Raw genomic sequence first — 16,725 nt, 5'->3', positions numbered from 1 at the left:
CTGCGAGGGAGCGGCCTTGCATCTCGGATCAATCGTAGCCTCGGACGCAATTCAATTTCGGACGCAATTCAATTCAGGAGCGAATCGGATGCTGGGTATCGATGATCCGTATGTCCTCATGGCCTATCTCGGTGCCATCTCGATGGCCGTGATCGGCATCATCTACGGGCTGGTCCGCCGCAACGCGGCGCGCGACGAGGTGACCCCGGAGGACCGCCTTTGGGCGCTGGACGAGAAAAAGGTGGACGATGATGTCTAGACACGCATCGACATGGCTGGCGGCACTCGCCGCGGCGCTGGTGTCGACAGGAGCCTCGGCCGGCACGCAGGAGACCGACGCGACCTCGAGCTTCAAACCCGGGGCCGATCTGCGTCTGCGCCAGGTCTTCGTCGGCAATGTGGGCTTGAACGACCAGAGCCCGATCGCCGATCGGACCTTCCAGCGATACCGCGGGCGTCTTTGGGGGATCTACGCACCGACCGACCATATCGTCGGCACGGCACGCCTCATGTGGGAAGGCCGTCACTACAACAAGCCCGAAGAGAATCAATGGCCGGTGCCGGGTTTCGAGACCTGGTACAGCGGCGGACTCTTCTTCGATCTACTCGATGTGACCTTCAACGACATTGCCGGCTCGCCGCTCTCGGTCAAGCTCGGCCGACAGGAGATCATTCTCGGCAACGGCTGGCTGGTACTCGAAGGCACCCCGATCGACGGCTCCCGGACCATCTATTTCGACGCGGCCCGTGCGACCTACAACCTCGAATCCATCGGGACCACGCTCGATTTCATCTATCTGAATCAGGACGCCGATACAGGCCGCTTCCCGAGCCCTCTGAACGGCGTGATCGAGGATCAGATCGAGCAAAACGAGACCGGCGCCATCCTCTACGCCCGCAACAAGAGCCTGGTCCAGGCCACCGACCTCGACGCTTATCTGATCTACAAGAGCAGCACGCCGGAGAACACACCCGGCAATATTCGGGTCAACAACGGCGCGCCCTTTCCGTCCCCGCCCGATTCAGGTGTCGCCTACACGCTCGGCATGCGCGCCGAGGCCAAACCAACCCCGCAATGGGCGTTGCGCGCCGAGGGCGCCTACCAATGGGGCACCCGCAACGATGCCGACCTGGATGCCTTCGGGTTCAACGCACGCGCCACCTACAGCCTGAACGATCCGCTCGCCAACCGGTTTCATCTCGGCTACGAGTTTCTCTCCGGCAACGATCCCGACAGCAACGACACACAAGCCTTCGACCCGCTTTGGGGCCGCTGGCCGCAGTGGAGCGAGCTCATGATCTATCAGTGGCCGCTGGAGAGCCGCGTCGGGGAAGCGACCAACCTCAGTCGCCTGAATCTCGGCTGGGGCATCCAGGCCCATCCGACCACATTGGTCACGGTCGACTATCACGCGCTCTGGGCCGACGAGATGACCACCCGCACCCCGGCGCAGCTGGTCAACCTCAGCGGAGAGAGCCGCTTCCGCGGACATCTCGCCGCCGTCTGGCTCAAGACCAAGCTCAGCAAGCACGTCGCCGGACACCTGGTCGCCGAATACCTCTGGCCCGGTGACTATTACGCCGAGAACCGGCGCGACGAATCCTATTTCGTCCGTGCGGAGTTGAATCTCACCTGGTAAGGGTCGGCGATACCGGAGGTTATCGCCGAGCGGCGAGCCCCCGGAGCCGAAGCGGCGCAGAATCCCTGCAGGTCCGTAGGGTGGACGAGCGAGAGCGAAGTCCACCGAGCTCGGCGCCGGCGCCGGTGGACTGCGCTGCGCTTGTCCACCCTACAGCGCTATCCCGGGGGAATCAGTGCTCGCGTATCGCGAGGACCGAAGCGGCATTGCGTTCGTGCAGGTCGGCTCAGGGCGCGCTGCCGAACACATCACCCAGATCGATCTCGACGGCATCGAACGCCGGCCCCGCGTCCGCTGTGGGGCGTTGCTTAAACCGCGCCCAGCGCGGTATGCACCGTGTGTTGGATTGGCTTGGCCGCGCCGGCTCCGATTATTTTCAGAGGCGGCACGGTTTAAGGCGTTAAGAAATATAAAATTCTAAACCGCGTCCCCCGCTAAGGGCCGAGGATGCACCAAACGTCGAACTCACGCGAAAGTGAGCATCTCGCTCCGGACGCGGTTTAGACTCAGTGCCCGCCGCCCTTCAGCGCGCTGTTCATCCCCTCGATGGTGTCCTTGGCGTCGCCGAAGACCAGCGAGGTGTTCTCCTGGTAGAAGAGCAGATTGTCGACGCCCGAGTACCCCGGACGCATCGAGCGCTTGAGGAAGTAGACCTGACGGGCACGCCCGGCCTCGAGGATGGGCATGCCGTAGATGGGACTGGTCTTGTCGTCCTTGGCCGCGGGATTGACGACGTCGTTCGCGCCGACGACCAGCACCACGTCCGTACTCGGGAAATCGGGGTTGATCTCGTCCATCTCGAGTACGCGGTCGTAGGGGATGTCGGCCTCGGCGAGCAGCACGTTCATGTGTCCGGGCATGCGGCCGGCGACCGGATGAATGCCGAACTTGACCTCGACGCCGCGTGCTTCCAGCAGCTCCATCAGCTCCTTCAGCGCGTGCTGCGCTTGGGCGACGGCCATGCCGTAGCCGGGGATGATGATGACGCGGTTGGCGTCCTCCATCCAATAGACGGCATCCTCGACCGCAGCCGATTTCACGCCCTTCTCGGCGGCGACCGCACCCGCGCTCTCCGCCCCGCCGCTGTCCGAGCCGAAACCGCCGAAGACGACGTTGAGGATCGAGCGGTTCATCGCCTTGCACATGATGTAGGAGAGGATCGCGCCCGAGCAGCCGACCAGTGCGCCGACGATGATGAGCAGGTTGTTGTGCAGCGTGAATCCGGTCGCCGCTGCGGCCCAACCCGAATAGCTGTTCAGCATCGAGATGATGACCGGCATGTCCGCCCCGCCGATCGGGATGATCAGGGTCACGCCGAGGGTGAAGGCAAGCAGGGTCATGAGGGTCAGCGAGATCAAGCTGCCGGTCATGGCGAAGTGCACCGCCAAGGCGAGGGTCGCGATCCCCAGCAGGGCATTGAGCAGATGCTGCCCCTTGAACTTGACCGGGCTGCCGCTGAGTAGACCTTGCAGCTTGCCGAAGGCGATGACCGATCCGGTGAAGGTGATGGCGCCGATGACCACACCCGCGGAGATCTCGCCCATCAAGAGCGCGTTCAACTCGCCTGCACCGCGCTTGGTGAGGAAGGTCCCGATGGCGACCATGACCGCAGCCATACCGACGAAGCTGTGCAGGGCCGCCACCAACTGCGGCATCGCCGTCATCTGGATGCGCAGGGCCACGATGACGCCGATGATGGCGCCCAGCGTCATGCCGACGATGATGAATCCGTAGGATTGGACCTGATCGCCCATCAGGGTCGCGACGACGGCGATCAGCATACCGAGCATGCCGTAAAGGTTGCCGCGTCGGGCCGATGCCGGATGGGTCAGGCCCTTGAGGGCCAGGATGAAGAGCACGGCCGAGACCAGATAGGCCACCGCCTGGAGATTCACTGAAAGCGTCATGACGGCCAATCCTTACTTTTTCTTCTTGAACATCGAGAGCATCCGGTGTGTCACCAGGAAGCCGCCGAAGACATTGATGGACGCCAGGAGCACGGCGATGAAGCCGATGATCTGGGTAAAGAGCCCCGCATCGGGATCGCCGGCGACGAGCAAGGCGCCGACCAGGACGATACCCGAGATGGCGTTGGTGAGCGCCACCAGCGGGGTGTGCAGCGAGGGCGTGACGCCCCAAACCACCCAGTAGCCGATGAAGCAGGCCAGAACAAAGACATAGAGGGCAACGAGCGAGGGATCGAGTGCCTCGGGCATAGGGGTAACTCCGGTTGGACGGTGATCATGGGCGCGTCGCCGATGATCCGTGGTCAGTCATCGCAAAACAGGCGATCGGGCCGCAAAGCCGCCTTTGCGGCTCGCGGTCTCCGACCGCGCTTAGGCCGCGGGCTTCACGAGCATGGCCGCCGTGATGTCGTCCTCGGCAAGGTCCTTGAGAACCGGGCCGGACTCGCTCGGGGAGAACATGATCTCGATCAGATTGGCGAGGTTGCGCGCGTAGAAGGCGCTCGCGTCGGCAGGCACCAAGGCCGGAAAGTTGGTCAGGCCGACGATGGTCACGCCGTGGCGCTCGACGATCTCGCCCGCCACCGTTAAGGGGCAGTTGCCGCCGTTGGCCGCGGCCAGATCGACGATCACGGAGCCCGGACGCATGCGTTTGACGACCTCTTCCGTCACCAGGACCGGGGCCGGACGACAGGGGATCAAGGCGGTGGTGACGATGACGTGGGCCTTGGCAAGCTGGTCGCTCAAAGCGGCTTGTTGCTTGGCCTTGGCCTCCTCGGAGAGCTCTTTGGCGTACCCGCCTTCGCCCGAGCCGCTTTCGCCCAGGTCCAGCTCGATCGGCTTGGCACCCAGGGAGCGGATCTGCTCTTGGGTCTCGGGGCGCACGTCGTAGGCGTAGACATCGGCGCCGAGTCGGCGCGCGGTGGCAATCGCCTGAAGCCCCGCGACGCCGACGCCCAAGACGACCAGGCGCGCCGGCTTCGCTGAACCCGCGGAGGTCATCATCATGGGCAGGAAACGCCCGTAACGGGCCGCCGCCTCGAGGGTCGCACGGTATCCGGCGATGTTGCTCTGGGACGACAGGGCATCCATGGATTGGGCACGCGAGGTGCGCGGCATCCGCTCCATTCCGAGGACACGGACCCCTTTGGCGAGCATGGCGGAGAGGATCGCGTCTTCTCCGCAACTCTCCAACAGACCGATGTAGAGTCCGCCCGGGCGCAACGCCTCGACATCCGCTGCATCGGGTCGCCGGACCTTGAGCAGGAGGTCGACATCGAAGGCACCCGCGCGGTCGGTCAGCTGCGCACCCGCCGCGGCGTACTCCGCGTCGGGATAGCCGGCATGCACGCCGGCGCCCGCCTCCACCATGACCTCGAAACCCTTACCGATCAACTTCTTGACCACTTCAGGGATCGAGGCCACGCGGGTCTCGCCGGGGGCGGTCTCCAAGGGAATTCCGATCTTCATCGCTCTATCGTCCTATCCGCAGGTCGGCCGCCCGCGAGCGGCAAAAACCCCCGCATTATGGGTGGGAGGAACGGTCGCCGCAACCATCCCGCGCACCGCGCCGAGGCACGGTCGGGCCGAGCGACGGACCGCGCAACCTCAGCGCTCCCCGCTACCGCGCAGCGCCTTGATGATGTGCGAGGAGATCTCCTCGATCGACTGACTGGTGGTGTTGAGCACCGGGATCTGGAGTCGCTTGTAGACCTGCGCCGCCATGCGGATATCCTCCTGACAACGCTCCAAAGACGCGTAAGCACTGCCGGGGCGACGCTCTTCGCGGATCAGTTGCAGGCGCTGCGGATCGATGGTGAGCGCGAAGAGCTTGTGGCGACAATCCCAAACCAACTGGGGGACGTCGCCGCGCTCGAAGTCCTCCTCGGTGACCGGATAGTTGGCCGAGCGAAGACCATAGTGCATGGCCAAGTAGAGACAGGTCGGCGTTTTGCCCGAGCGCGAGACACCGATCAGGACGACGTCGGCGCGATGAAAGTTATCCGGCCGGATCCCGTCGTCGTTGGCCATGGCGAAGTTGATCGCCTCGATCCGCTTGGTGTAATAGCTCGGCTTGGTAATGGCGTGGCTTCGCCCGGACTTGCGGCTCGGCGGCACACCGAGCTCTTTGGAGAGCGGCTCGACGAAGCCCTCGAAGAGCTCGACGTAGTAGCAGTTGCCGCTCTCGAGGATCTCGCGGATCTCGTTGTTGAGCATGGTCGCAAACACGATCGGGCGCACCCCGTCGCGATCTGCGGCCTCCTGCATCCGCTGCGTCAGCGCCTTCGCGCGCAGGTCGGTGTTGATGTAAGGCATGTAGACCTGCTCGAAGTCGATGGTATCGAACTGCGACAGCAGGCTGTGACCGAGCGTCTCGGCGGTGATGCCGGTGCTCTCCGAGACAAAGAAGACGGTGCGGTTCATAGGCTCCGAGGGAGTGATGCAAGTCAATGCAGTCTATATTGGAATTTGGTGATATGGATAATCGCTGATCCCGGCAACCCCGGCGCGCCACCCCAGCCGGATGCACCGGACGATCCGAGAACGATTTCGATCGGCAAACCAGCCGATCTTCGCCGCGCCGGCAGGCCACCCGGCCGGCCCATTCACAGGCCGAGGAGCTTCCCGATGCCCAAGATCAACAACGACCGCGCACTGCGTGATGCCCTCAACGGACTCGACCCGCAGCAGCAACGTATTCTAGGCTCCCGCTTCGCTCATCACGTCATTCATCTGAGCAAGGACGAGCGGGTCAACCGCGCCATCGAGGTCGGAATGCGCGAGGACGTCGCCCCCGGCGAGCTGGAGGACGCCTTCAAGGCCGCCAAGGCCTACGCCACCAAGACCTACACCGACTGCGGCAAGGACACCGATTGGCTGGCGCAGGCCGACCATTTCGTCGCGGCCGCCGCCGCGGCAGCCCTGACGCCCGACGCGCTCTTGACCGAGAAGCAAAACCGCGCATGGAAGGCCGCCATGCAGGCCCGAATGGCCGTCAACTGCACCCTGATCGAGGAGGACGACGCACCCGAGACCTCCGAGGTGGAGCATCAGTACGCACTGACCGAGGCATTCCCGGGCTGAACCCGCGCGGCGGACGGGGTTGCCCGCTCGGGCATCTCTGCCCGCCGGATCACACCTCGAGCCGGCCGCCGTCCTGCGCCGCCAACATGGCGTCATAGATCTCCCAGGCGGCGGCCGCCTCCTCCTCGCTCATGCGGCTGATCGCGTTGCCCAGATGGACCACGACATAGTCGCCGACGCCGATGGTCTCGTCCTGGAGCATGAAGAGATTGACCTCGCGCTCCGCCCCCTTCGCCGTACACCGGGCCACGAAGCCGTCGACGGACTGGATCTGCATCGGGATACCGAGACACATGGACAAGCCCCCAAGGGAAGTCGATCATTGCACCGCAGGCTAAGCCGCGCCGCGCACACCTGCAAGGACTCAGATCAAACGATCGTCCAATCACCCACCATAGGCAGAAGGTCCAGCGCCGTGCAACCAACCACCCTCATCCTCGGCCTCGGCAATGTCCTCATGACCGACGAGGCGGTCGGCGCCGAGGTGGTCCGTCGAATGGAACAGGAGATCGGCCCGGACGCATCCATGGTGTTCATCGACGGCGGAACCTTGAGCTTCACGCTCGCCCTGCCCATCGGGGACTGTTCCCGCCTGATCGTCGTCGATGCCGCGACGATGGGCGAACCGCCCGGCAGTGTGCGCGTCTTCGAGGACGCGGCGATGGATCGCCAGCTCAGCGTCAATGCCAAGACCGTCCACGAGGTCAGCCTCTCCGATCTGATGGACATCGCACGTCTCACCGAAACGCTCCCCCGCCAACGCGCCCTCGTCGGCATCGAGCCCGCGTTCGTCGGCTGGGGCGACCGCCTGACGCCCGCGGTCGAGGCGGCGATCCCGGATGCCATCGCGCGGATCCGCTCGCTGCTGGATCGCTGGAACACTTAAACCGCGACCGGTGCGATATCCATCGTTTTCCGGATTGGATCGGACGCGCCATCTCCCACAACCGCCGGAGGTGGCGCGGCTTAAGATATTAAAAAATATAAACTTCTAAACCGCGTCTCCACAAGGGCCTGAAAAACCCTTGAGCCCGACACAAAATGAAGACGACGCATGTCGCTCCGGGCGCGGTTTAGACCAACATCTTCTCCCTCCGAGCCCAGCTTCTTCCGGGCCCGACAGCCATCCGCCCGAGAGGTCCGGCGGGAATGGGCTGGACCTGGAAGCATCTTCGTTTTCGCACAAGCATCCTTGATTTGTGTACGTTTCGGTTCTATTGTTCACGAGCACGCGGCGTTTACGCTCATGGCGTGCCATCACCAAACCGCAAACGAGGATCTGCCCATATGCGACCCACGACGACTCGCTCTCTCTCGGCCTTTGCTCTTTCCGCAGTCACCATGACCTTTGCGTTCAGCGGCTCGGTCTTCGCCGCCTCCGCATGCAAGGGCCTAGAGGAGGCTGCATGCGGGACGACGGAGGCCTGCCGCTGGCAAGCCGGCTATACACGAAAGGATGGGGTCGAGGTCGCGAGCCACTGTCGCAGCACGGGGAAAGCAAAAGCGGCAGCACCCGAGGCGCCGGCCGCGGATGCCGCAGCCTCGGAGGGCACCGATAAGGCATCCTGACCCGTCGCCCGGTCGGCTCCGGAGGCGCACCGCCTTCGGAGCGGGGCCATCGGGGCTCGATCGAAACGGGCCGGCCCAGTAAGACAGGACTCGACAGGCATCGGCGGGTCTGAAACACCCCGTCCCAGCCGGCCCCGAAGCTACCGATCTCCGATCGTCGGTTGTTCCCGATGTCCGGCCGGATGATCGCCGAGCTCGCCCGCCTTCACATGCAAGGCGTAGAGGACATCCTCGTCGGCAATATGATCGATCAACCAATCCTGGGTCATCTCCAACGCCCGATCCGCGAGCTCCTGACCGGGACCGAAGGTCCGAAGGTCGTTTTCCAGCGCATCCAACCGCCGCATGAAGGCGACATGCTGTCTGACGTGGACATCGAGATCCGGATAGTCATGTCTGCGCATGAAATCTTCTTCGGTGGAGAAATGTGTCTCCGCGTAGGCCCGCATGAAGGCGACGGCGTCGATCACGGCGGTCTTCGCCTCGCGATCCAAGATCGCTTCGTAGAGCCGATGCGACGCCGCGAAAAAGCCTTGATGCTGTCGGTCGATCTCCTCGATGCCGATGCTGTAGATATCGGACCACTCTCTTAACATGAAGACCCCTTCGGAGTTGGAAGCGTATCGCAGGGATTGGATCGAGCGACGTCGCCGGCTCGATGTACCCCGGTCGAGCGTGACATTCACCGCCAGGCCGAATCACCGCCCGACTGCCGCTCGGCACACCGGATGCACCGCCACAGGCGGATCAAGGCGACGCGCTCGCCATCGTCGCGAGTCTAGCACAGGCAGGCTTGACCTCTGACCAGACCCGCAACGCGCCGCTGCATGCAACCCTTGCATGAACAACGACGCGATCGACCGCCGGATCGAGGCTCAAAGGGACCCCCAAGACCCGCGCCGCCGACGAAAGCTCAGATGCGGCAGAAAGAGCCCGATCAACACACCCGCGAGGATCACGCCGGCGCCGATCATGAACCAGCGCTGGTTCGTGCGGTTGCCCAGATCGCGGTTGGCTTGCTCGAGATCGGCGCGCTCGCGCGTGAGCTCGCTGACCTGAATGCGCAGACGCTCTCGGTCGCTGGTGATATCGAGGATATTGGTCGAGGCATGGCGAATAGTCGCCAGCTCCTGCTCCAAGCGGACCTTGTCGCGCTGCAGGGCCTGGTAGTCCGTATCGAGGCGGTCATAGGTTGCTTGAAGGGCCGCGAGCCTCGCCGACAAGCTGTCCGGATCGCCTTGAAGCTCGGCAAGGCGTTTCTCGAGCTCGATGACACGCGTGCGCGCCGCCGGCTCGTCCTGAAGCTCACGCTCGAGCACGTAGCCGACAGTGCCATCCTCGGTGCGCACGCGCGCATATTCGGTCGCCTCGTCGACGCTGATGACCTCGAGCGGCGTGCCGCTCGGGAGCATGCGAATGATCCGATAGCGGTTGCTCTCCCCCGTGCGCAGGGTTACCTCGAGCGAATCCGTCACATAGCGGGTCTCGGCGAGCGCCGAAGCAATCGGCACTGCGTAGATGCTCAAGAGACACGCGAAGAGGAGCAGGAATCGTCTCACGGGACATCCTCGGCCAGGCGCAGGGTTGACGCGAGCAGTCGTGACCGAGGCGTCCGATGGCGACGCCGGTCAGGGAATTCGGACGCTACACCAGTGCTGTCGGCCTGTCACGCCTGCCGCAGAAGGAGAAACTCCAGCAGCGCCTTTTGGGCGTGGAGCCGATTCTCGGCCTCGTCCCAGACGACCGAGCGCGGACCGTCGATGACGGAGGCGGAGACCTCCTCGCCCCGATGCGCCGGCAGACAGTGCATGAAGAGTGCGTCGGGTGCAGTCTGCGACATGACGGCATCATCCACCTGGAACGGCGCGAACAGGGCCTCGCGTTTCGCCTGCTCCTCTTCTTGGCCCATGCTGGCCCAGACGTCGGTGACGACGAGATCGGCGCCCTCGGCAGCCTCCTCGGGATCGCGCAGGATGCTGCAACGCCCTTGGACCGCGGCGAGCAGATCCGCATCCGGCTCGAAGCCTTCCGGACAGGCAACCCTGAGCTCGAAATCGAACACCTGCGCAGCCTCCATGAAGGAGTGGCACATGTTGTTGCCGTCGCCGATCCAGGTCACGCGTCGACCGCGGATATCGCCGCGATGCTCGTGATAGGTCTGCATGTCGGCCAGCAACTGGCAGGGATGCAGACGGTCGGTCAGGCCGTTTATCACGGGCACGCGCGAGTTCGCCGCAAAACGCTCGACGATGTCGTGATCGTAGGTCCGGATCATGACGGCATCGACCATGCGTGAGAGCACCCGCGCACTGTCCTCGATCGGCTCGCCGCGTCCGAGCTGGGTGTCGCGCGGGGAGAGGAACAAGGCGTGTCCGCCGAGCTGCACCATACCGACTTCGAAAGAGACTCGAGTGCGGGTCGATGACTTCTCGAAGATCATCGCCAAGGTGCGGTTCGGGAACGGCCGATAGTCCTCGCCGGATTTCAACATCCGCTTGAGCTCGGTCGCCCGCGCGATCAACCTGCGCGCCTCCTCGGCACTCAGATCGAGCAGGGACAGAAAGTGGCGGCAGGGGGTTTGATCGGCATCCATGAACTTCGTCTCTCCCGCGGAGCGTTGCTCAGGCATCGCTCAGCCAGCGCTTGATCAGGGCAGTCAGCCCTTCAAGAAGTCGGTCGGCCTCGGAACGGGCCAGAATCAGAGGCGGCAGGAGCCGGATGACGCGCTCCGCCGTGACGTTGATCAGCAGACCGGCCTCGAGGGCCTGCCCGACCAGGTCGGCACAAGGGCGTTCCAGCTCGATTCCCAGCATCAGACCACGCCCACGCACCTCGACCACGCCCGGTATGTCGCTCAAGGCCGCGCGGAAACCGCCGAGCAAATAGGCCCCTTGATCAGCCGCGTTGGCGATCAGGTCTTCGGCAACCATCGTCTCGAGCACGGCGCGCGCTGCCCTGCAAACCAAGGGATTGCCGCCGAATGTCGAGCCATGCGAACCCGGCCCGAAGACCTCGGCCGCGGCCCCGCGGGCAAGACAAGCACCAATCGGTACGCCGTTGGCAAGCCCTTTGGCCAAAGTGACCACGTCCGGAAGGGTTCCGCCGTGCTCATGCCCGAACCAGCGCCCCGTGCGGCCCATCCCGGTCTGGATCTCGTCGCAGATCAGCAACCAGCCATGTCGATCGCAAAGCGCGCGCAGACGCCGTCCATAATCCGCCGCCGGAATCCGGATCCCGCCCTCGCCCTGGATGGGCTCGACCAGAATGGCCACGATGTTCGGACGATTCGCCGCCGCGGTCTCGATCGCCTCGACGTCGTCGTAAGGAACCCGAACGAATCCCTGCACGAGCGGCTCGAAACCGGCTTGCACCTTGCGGTTGCCGGTTGCCGAAAGGGTCGCGAGCGTGCGACCGTGGAAGCTGTTCTCGGCGACCAGGATCGCAGGATTCTCGACCCCGCGCCGGTGAGCATGCAGGCGCGCGAGCTTGATCGCGGCCTCGTTCGCCTCCGCACCTGAGTTGCCGAAAAAGACCCGATCCATCCCGGACATCTCGGTCAGCATCGCGCCGAGTCGCTCCTGCTCGCTGATCCGGTACAGATTGGACGTGTGCACCAACAGGCCGGCCTGCTCGCAGAGCGCATCGCGAACCGCCGGGTGCGCATGCCCGAGGCCGCACACGGCGATACCCGAGAGCGCGTCGAGGTAGCGTCGGCCTTCCGTATCCCAAAGCCAAACGCCCTCGCCGCGCGCGAAGGCGACGGGCAAACGTTTATAAGTGGCCATCAAGGGTTCGGTCATTGCGGCAGACCCCGATCAGTCTCCAAAAAACAAAAAAGGCGGTTCCTCCACAAGGGAAACCGCCTCTGCTCAAAGGCGAAGCCGGGGAATATAGCGCGAAAAGAACCGCAGCGACAAGAACCCGAGACACCGGATCCTCGGCGGTCCCGAGCAAACACCTGCTCAGCCGCGGGGGAGACGAGCCGGCCCGATCCGCGGCCGATCGACGAATGCACCGACGTCGCCCTCCGAGCGGAGCATCATAATAGACTCATGCGCGTCATCACACCGTCACGTTTGATCCGCCAGTGATAGATCGCAGCGGCGACGTGAATCAGGATCAAGCCCAGAATCACCCACCCGACGATCCCGTGAAGCTGGAAGAACGTCTCGCTCAGCTCCTTATTCTCGGGGATCAGCCCGGGCAAGGTAAAATCGAAGAACTGCACCGGAAAACCGCCGGCCGCCGTGCCCATCCAGCCCAAGACCGGCATCAGGATCAGCGCGACGTAAAAGAGACTATGCACGGTCAGACTGGCTGCGCGCTCGAATCCGCTCAGCGGTGGCTGATAGGCCGGAGACCGGAAAAGACGCTTGAGCACAAGACGCAAAACCATAAGGGCCAGGATAATGATCCCGAACGTCTTATGGTATCCGTAAAGCTGATTGGTCATCTCCAATCCGACCAGATCCTTCAGACCCTCGAAACCGAGGTTACCCAACAAGGCACCGACGGCAAGCAAGCCCAGAACCATCAGCGCAATCAGCCAATGCAGAAGTCGATGAGCATAGTTGTAGCGAAGGGTCTCCATCCAATCCTCCGAAAGACATTGATGTGATAAGTCACGTCGGTGGCGATAGGCTCCGTGCACGCCAATCAACCTCTCCCTGCTCCAGCCATCCAACGCCGTTTCTTCTCGTCTCTGCCCAGCTCTAAGTAGGACTGATGGTCACCGACACAAGCATCCAGTCAGGCTCTCTATCCAACGGCTTGCCCACCGCAGCCAAGAAGAGGCGCCAAAACCGTCCAGCGGCCGTTTCATCATCAATGCCAAGAGGCCGCCGATGCGCCGACGAGCCTCGCTCGTAAGACCGTTGCGCCAGGCAAAGCCTGGAAGGAGGGGAAGATAGCGAACGGATAAGCCAATCGGAAACTCCTTTTTGCGACCCACCGGGTACAAGTCCCGAGCCGGTAAGGATTGGCCATCCACCGGAACCGAGTGTTGCGTGGTGCGGGAGCGATCCCGCCTGCGAAGCGTACACAGGGGGCGTGCAGGCCATGTGATAGAGCCCCGTAACTGAGTTCGGCGGAGCCGACGTATTCGGAAGACCGGAAGGCAACAGTTTCGGCATCGCAACGGCCTGATGTCGAGACTCCGCCGGGGTCTGAGAGCAGGGCATGTACGCACGGGTCGTCCAGGAACCTGGGAGAGCTCAGTCGCTCCTTGTCAGTGACGCGGTGCGGGCGCCGCGGAAGAAGCCGCCCAGGCTCGCGAGCGGTGGTCCGGCTCGCGGGAGCGAACAGGACCGACGGCCAGGTAGCGCCAAGCGAAGGCAACGAAGTACGGCGCGATGGCGACTGAGCAGTCAGAGTCGGCTGATAGTACCGCCGAGCGCGGGGAACGCACCCCAGCGGACCCGCGGGAGGGAAGCAGCCGATCGGTTGAGACATCTTCTGAAGGGACGATGGCGTGAACATCGAGTCACCTGACCATCTGAACAGAACGACAGGAGATCGCGGCATGGGCTGAATGGTCCAACGGGTGTGCGACAGTTGTCGTGTAGCGAGCGCTCAATCGAGGAGCCGGATGCGGTAGTCCCGCACGTCCGGATCTGTGGGAGCCGCGGGTGGGAAACCACCCGCGGCCACCCGGTGCCATCGCGGCACGTGGCGCAGAGCGCCAGGGGCATGCGTGACACCGCAGAGCGGGTGTCACGAGCCAGTGGTGTTCTAGGTGGCCTGTCTTACGAGCGAGGCCCGCGGTTAGACCAAATCCGCAATCGTCTCGGCTCTTGGATCACCGGTACGGGTCCGACCACGCCGTCGGCATCGGTTTGAGCTTTTGAGATCCAACCCAGTCGATGCCGGCGTCGCTCCGGTCTCGTCACCGGCGCTCCCGGCCAACGGGGACGGTGGATGCGCTGCGCTTATCCGACACAAGGGGCGGTGTGGGATTTTGGCTAAGGCGCGCGATCCGGGGTCGGCTTTTTGGGCGATAAGGTTGGCCGCGCCGGATTCACCAGACGCCTATATACTGGCCGTACCGGACAACCATTGAGGAGCCGCTTCATGAATATCGTGGCAGATGTCGAAGAAGACGGTACTGTGACGATTCAGGTCCCGAGGCGATATTGCGGCAAACGCGTCCGCGTCAGCATTCAAGAAGCCGACGAGCAGGGAACCTCTGCGCAATGGAGCAATCTCTCCGAGGTCTTAGATGGGCTCGATCAGCTCGGCACACACCGTCGCAGCCATCTTCAAATCATCCAAGAGCTTCGAAGCTTTCGCGAAGGATCATGAAACTGGCTTACGTCGACGCCTGCGCCTGGATCACGATGGTCGAGGGGCTCGACAGGTATCAGCCCAAGGTCCGTCGTGCATTGAAGGGGTTGGCCTTGAACAACTGGGTGTTCTGCACATCCGACGCGGTGCGATTGGAGGTGTTGATCGGTCCTCTGAGAAGGAAGCAAGCACCATTGGCCACTGCCTACCGCGCCATTCTGGAGACTAATTCTCTCCTGAAAACACCCAAGTCGATTTTCGCGGATGCCCTCTCGATCGCAGAGGCCGAGCGCCTCAAGGCGATGGACGCGGTGCACATCGCGATCGCACACCACTATGGCTGCGGCAGATTCGTCACGACTGATCCGCACTTCAAGTCACTCTCGCTTCTGACGCCGCTCTGGATCGATCTGGCGAACACGAATGTCTCTGAGGGCCCCATTGATGAAGCCGTCGGCGCGGACGATGCTGCGAGCCGATCAGGCAATCCGAATTCATCCGATCCTGGTTGATGGCCGCGACAGCAACGGCGCTAACCCGAGGCCATGATCAACCGCTTCTCGTCTCGCCGCATTCGGCTCGATCACAGCTTTCTTGCAAAGCGTCTGCGCGGCGCGCAGGGCTACGACCGCATCGCCGGCTTTTTTTCGTCATCGATCATGGAGGTTGCGGGCGAGGAGCTGGAGTCCGTCTCCGGCCCGGTCCGCCTGGTCTGCAACTCGATCATCGATCCGAAGGACATCGAGACCGCGAAGAAGGCCGCCCAGGACGCGATGCGCCGCGAGTGGTGCGATGCGCAGCCGGAACGCCTGCCGGACGCGGCGAAACCGCGGTTCCAGCGTCTTTATGACTTCCTCGCCAGCGGTAAGCTGCAGGTCAGGGTGTTGCCCGACGCCATCTTCGGACTGATCCATGGCAAGGCCGGCGTGATCACCTTGACGAGTGGCGTGGTCAGCCCGATCCGGCGGCCGCCGTGATCGAGTCGCCGGTCTATCGCAGGGAGGTCGGGCTTTGGGAGCATCAGAAGCACTTCGTGAAGATCGCCTTCGATATGCATCTGGGACCGCACGGGGCTCGCTTCGTCCTAGCGGACCAGGTGGGCCTGGGCAAGACCATCCAGCTCGCCATGGCCGCACAACTCATGGCCCGTGCCGGCGATAAGCCCGTGCTGATTCTGGCCCTCAAGCCACTCATCTGGCAATGGCAGGGTGAGCTGAACACCCTGCTCGACATGCCCTCGGCGGTCTGGGACGGACGCGGCTGGGTGGACGAGAACGGCATCGAGTATCCGAGCGCCGGCCCGGAGTCCATCCGCAAGTGTCCGCGGCGTGTCGGCAGCACGGAGGAAGGCTGGCGCGAGCTCGGCTGCATCATCTTCAGCCAGTATTTCGATTCTGTCCTCTGGCTCGCGACCCGGCTCACCGCAGAGATCCCCGAGGAAGAGATCGGCATCTATGCGGGCGCCCGGCGCTCGGGGATCATGCACAACGGCGTCTTCACGGGCGCTGCTCGAGAGCTGATCAAGGAGCGCGTGCGCACCGGCAAGATCCGTGTGCTGATCGGCACCGACGTGGCCTCCGAGGGCCTCAATCTGCAGCGACTCGGGACCCTGATCAATCTGGACCTGCCCTGGAATCCGTCGCGACTGGAGCAGCGCAAAGGCCGCTGCTTTCGGAGCGGTTGGAGAACATCGCCAACCTTTTCGGACAGATCCCGGACATCCTGGAGGACGTCTGGATCGACATTGCACTCGGCGAGATCGACCGGGCGAAACGGACGATCGACGCGGTTCCCAAACAGCATCCGTTCGAGCTGCGGTATCACCGGGTCGAGAAGGTGGATTGGTAGAGTTGCTCTCGGGTGCTGGATACGGATGAGCGCAAACGCTTTTTGATGGCGGGGTGGACGAGCTGATCGGATCGCAGGTGCCTGATGGGGCCGGTTCAAACCGGCGAACCCGAAGGCCGTTCAGCCGGCTTCAGGCGTCCCGGTACGCCGACTTGAGTCGGCTCTTTAGATCGCCCGATCCTCGATCCCGGAAACACGCCGCGGTTGGATGGTCGCCGAAGGTCGCTTCCAATCAGGATGTGTGTTCGACATCCCTAACGGCCCGACGGTGCGCCGGGCCATTTCGGGTCTTCATGTCTTCAAGTGGGTCGCTGAAGCTTCGGACGGCATGATGCCGT

At 63.4% G+C, this 16,725-nt stretch carries 18 protein-coding genes; 8 read left to right on the top strand and 10 right to left on the bottom strand.

Annotated features, from left to right (window positions below):
* Positions 1–88: 88 nt before the first annotated feature.
* Both THIMADRAFT_RS27540 and THIMADRAFT_RS20125 read left to right on the top strand, forming a co-directional pair.
* Positions 89–259 carry a symporter small accessory protein gene (locus THIMADRAFT_RS27540; RefSeq protein ID WP_007194945.1) on the top strand — a complete coding sequence of 57 codons (171 nt, stop codon included), beginning with the start codon at positions 89–91 and terminating at the stop codon, positions 257–259.
* Entirely contained in the window at positions 249–1,640 is a 1,392-nt protein-coding gene (locus THIMADRAFT_RS20125; protein WP_007194944.1) for an alginate export family protein, read from the top strand. Before THIMADRAFT_RS27540 ends, THIMADRAFT_RS20125 begins: the two co-directional genes overlap by 11 nt.
* Positions 1,641–2,146: 506 nt before the next feature.
* Here THIMADRAFT_RS20125 and THIMADRAFT_RS20120 read toward each other — a convergent pair.
* From THIMADRAFT_RS20120 to ppsR, 4 genes are all read right to left on the bottom strand, one after another.
* Positions 2,147–3,547, bottom strand: coding sequence for an NAD(P)(+) transhydrogenase (Re/Si-specific) subunit beta (locus THIMADRAFT_RS20120; protein ID WP_007194943.1), 1,401 nt, complete (start codon positions 3,545–3,547; stop codon positions 2,147–2,149).
* Positions 3,548–3,559: 12 nt separating this feature from the next.
* Complete coding sequence (locus THIMADRAFT_RS20115) at positions 3,560–3,856, bottom strand: proton-translocating transhydrogenase family protein (RefSeq protein ID WP_007194942.1); 297 nt, start codon at positions 3,854–3,856, stop codon at positions 3,560–3,562.
* A 120-nt stretch (positions 3,857–3,976) separates the two neighbouring features.
* Positions 3,977–5,074 carry a Re/Si-specific NAD(P)(+) transhydrogenase subunit alpha gene (locus THIMADRAFT_RS20110; protein ID WP_007194941.1) on the bottom strand — a complete coding sequence of 366 codons (1,098 nt, stop codon included), beginning with the start codon at positions 5,072–5,074 and terminating at the stop codon, positions 3,977–3,979.
* Between the two features lie 138 nt (positions 5,075–5,212).
* Positions 5,213–6,028, bottom strand: a complete 816-nt coding sequence (ppsR, locus tag THIMADRAFT_RS20105; protein ID WP_007194940.1) for a posphoenolpyruvate synthetase regulatory kinase/phosphorylase PpsR — start codon at positions 6,026–6,028, stop codon at positions 5,213–5,215.
* A 204-nt stretch (positions 6,029–6,232) separates the two neighbouring features.
* Between ppsR and THIMADRAFT_RS20100 the strand changes: the two genes are divergently transcribed.
* On the top strand, positions 6,233–6,688 hold the full coding sequence (locus tag THIMADRAFT_RS20100; RefSeq protein ID WP_007194939.1) for a hypothetical protein: 456 nt from the start codon (positions 6,233–6,235) through the stop codon (positions 6,686–6,688).
* 49 nt (positions 6,689–6,737) lie between these two features.
* Here THIMADRAFT_RS20100 and THIMADRAFT_RS20095 read toward each other — a convergent pair whose 3' ends face one another.
* On the bottom strand, positions 6,738–6,983 hold the full coding sequence (locus tag THIMADRAFT_RS20095) for a HypC/HybG/HupF family hydrogenase formation chaperone (RefSeq protein ID WP_007194938.1): 246 nt from the start codon (positions 6,981–6,983) through the stop codon (positions 6,738–6,740).
* 120 nt (positions 6,984–7,103) lie between these two features.
* Here THIMADRAFT_RS20095 and THIMADRAFT_RS20090 point away from each other — a divergent pair, with 120 nt between their 5' ends.
* Entirely contained in the window at positions 7,104–7,574 is a 471-nt protein-coding gene (locus tag THIMADRAFT_RS20090; protein WP_007194937.1) for a HyaD/HybD family hydrogenase maturation endopeptidase, read from the top strand.
* 823 nt (positions 7,575–8,397) lie between these two features.
* Here THIMADRAFT_RS20090 and THIMADRAFT_RS24985 read toward each other — a convergent pair.
* The 5 genes from THIMADRAFT_RS24985 to THIMADRAFT_RS20060 form a co-directional block, all read right to left on the bottom strand.
* A complete protein-coding gene (locus tag THIMADRAFT_RS24985) occupies positions 8,398–8,853 on the bottom strand; it encodes a bacteriohemerythrin (protein ID WP_007194935.1) in 456 nt (151 codons plus the stop codon).
* Positions 8,854–9,132: 279 nt separating this feature from the next.
* Positions 9,133–9,816 (bottom strand): TIGR04211 family SH3 domain-containing protein, encoded by a 684-nt coding sequence (locus THIMADRAFT_RS20075; protein ID WP_007194934.1) that lies wholly within the window; start codon positions 9,814–9,816, stop codon positions 9,133–9,135.
* 107 nt (positions 9,817–9,923) lie between these two features.
* Positions 9,924–10,850 carry an ornithine carbamoyltransferase gene (argF, locus tag THIMADRAFT_RS20070; RefSeq protein WP_007194933.1) on the bottom strand — a complete coding sequence of 309 codons (927 nt, stop codon included), beginning with the start codon at positions 10,848–10,850 and terminating at the stop codon, positions 9,924–9,926.
* Positions 10,851–10,878: 28 nt separating this feature from the next.
* Positions 10,879–12,057, bottom strand: coding sequence for an aspartate aminotransferase family protein (locus THIMADRAFT_RS20065; RefSeq protein ID WP_007194932.1), 1,179 nt, complete (start codon positions 12,055–12,057; stop codon positions 10,879–10,881).
* A 239-nt stretch (positions 12,058–12,296) separates the two neighbouring features.
* The gene (locus THIMADRAFT_RS20060; protein ID WP_007194931.1) at positions 12,297–12,848 is read right to left on the bottom strand and encodes a cytochrome b; all 552 of its coding nucleotides are present in this window, start codon (positions 12,846–12,848) and stop codon (positions 12,297–12,299) included.
* A gap of 1,478 nt (positions 12,849–14,326) precedes the next feature.
* Here THIMADRAFT_RS20060 and THIMADRAFT_RS27180 point away from each other — a divergent pair.
* The 4 genes from THIMADRAFT_RS27180 to THIMADRAFT_RS27530 are packed head-to-tail and all read left to right on the top strand — an operon-like array spanning position 14,327 to position 16,433.
* Entirely contained in the window at positions 14,327–14,557 is a 231-nt protein-coding gene (locus tag THIMADRAFT_RS27180) for a hypothetical protein (protein ID WP_007194929.1), read from the top strand.
* Positions 14,449–15,051: a type II toxin-antitoxin system VapC family toxin gene (locus THIMADRAFT_RS20050; protein WP_083829338.1), complete on the top strand. Its 603-nt coding sequence runs from the start codon at positions 14,449–14,451 to the stop codon at positions 15,049–15,051. Before THIMADRAFT_RS27180 ends, THIMADRAFT_RS20050 begins: the two co-directional genes overlap by 109 nt.
* Before the next feature lie 33 nt (positions 15,052–15,084).
* Entirely contained in the window at positions 15,085–15,516 is a 432-nt protein-coding gene (locus tag THIMADRAFT_RS27535) for a phospholipase D-like domain-containing protein (protein ID WP_007194927.1), read from the top strand.
* Complete coding sequence (locus tag THIMADRAFT_RS27530) at positions 15,513–16,433, top strand: helicase-related protein (RefSeq protein WP_007194926.1); 921 nt, start codon at positions 15,513–15,515, stop codon at positions 16,431–16,433. Before THIMADRAFT_RS27535 ends, THIMADRAFT_RS27530 begins: the two co-directional genes overlap by 4 nt.
* Positions 16,434–16,725: the final 292 nt, after the last annotated feature.

Source organism: Thiocapsa marina 5811, assembly GCF_000223985.1.
In the GTDB taxonomy this organism is placed as follows: domain Bacteria; phylum Pseudomonadota; class Gammaproteobacteria; order Chromatiales; family Chromatiaceae; genus Thiocapsa; species Thiocapsa marina.
This window is presented reverse-complemented; position numbering and strand designations above follow the sequence as displayed.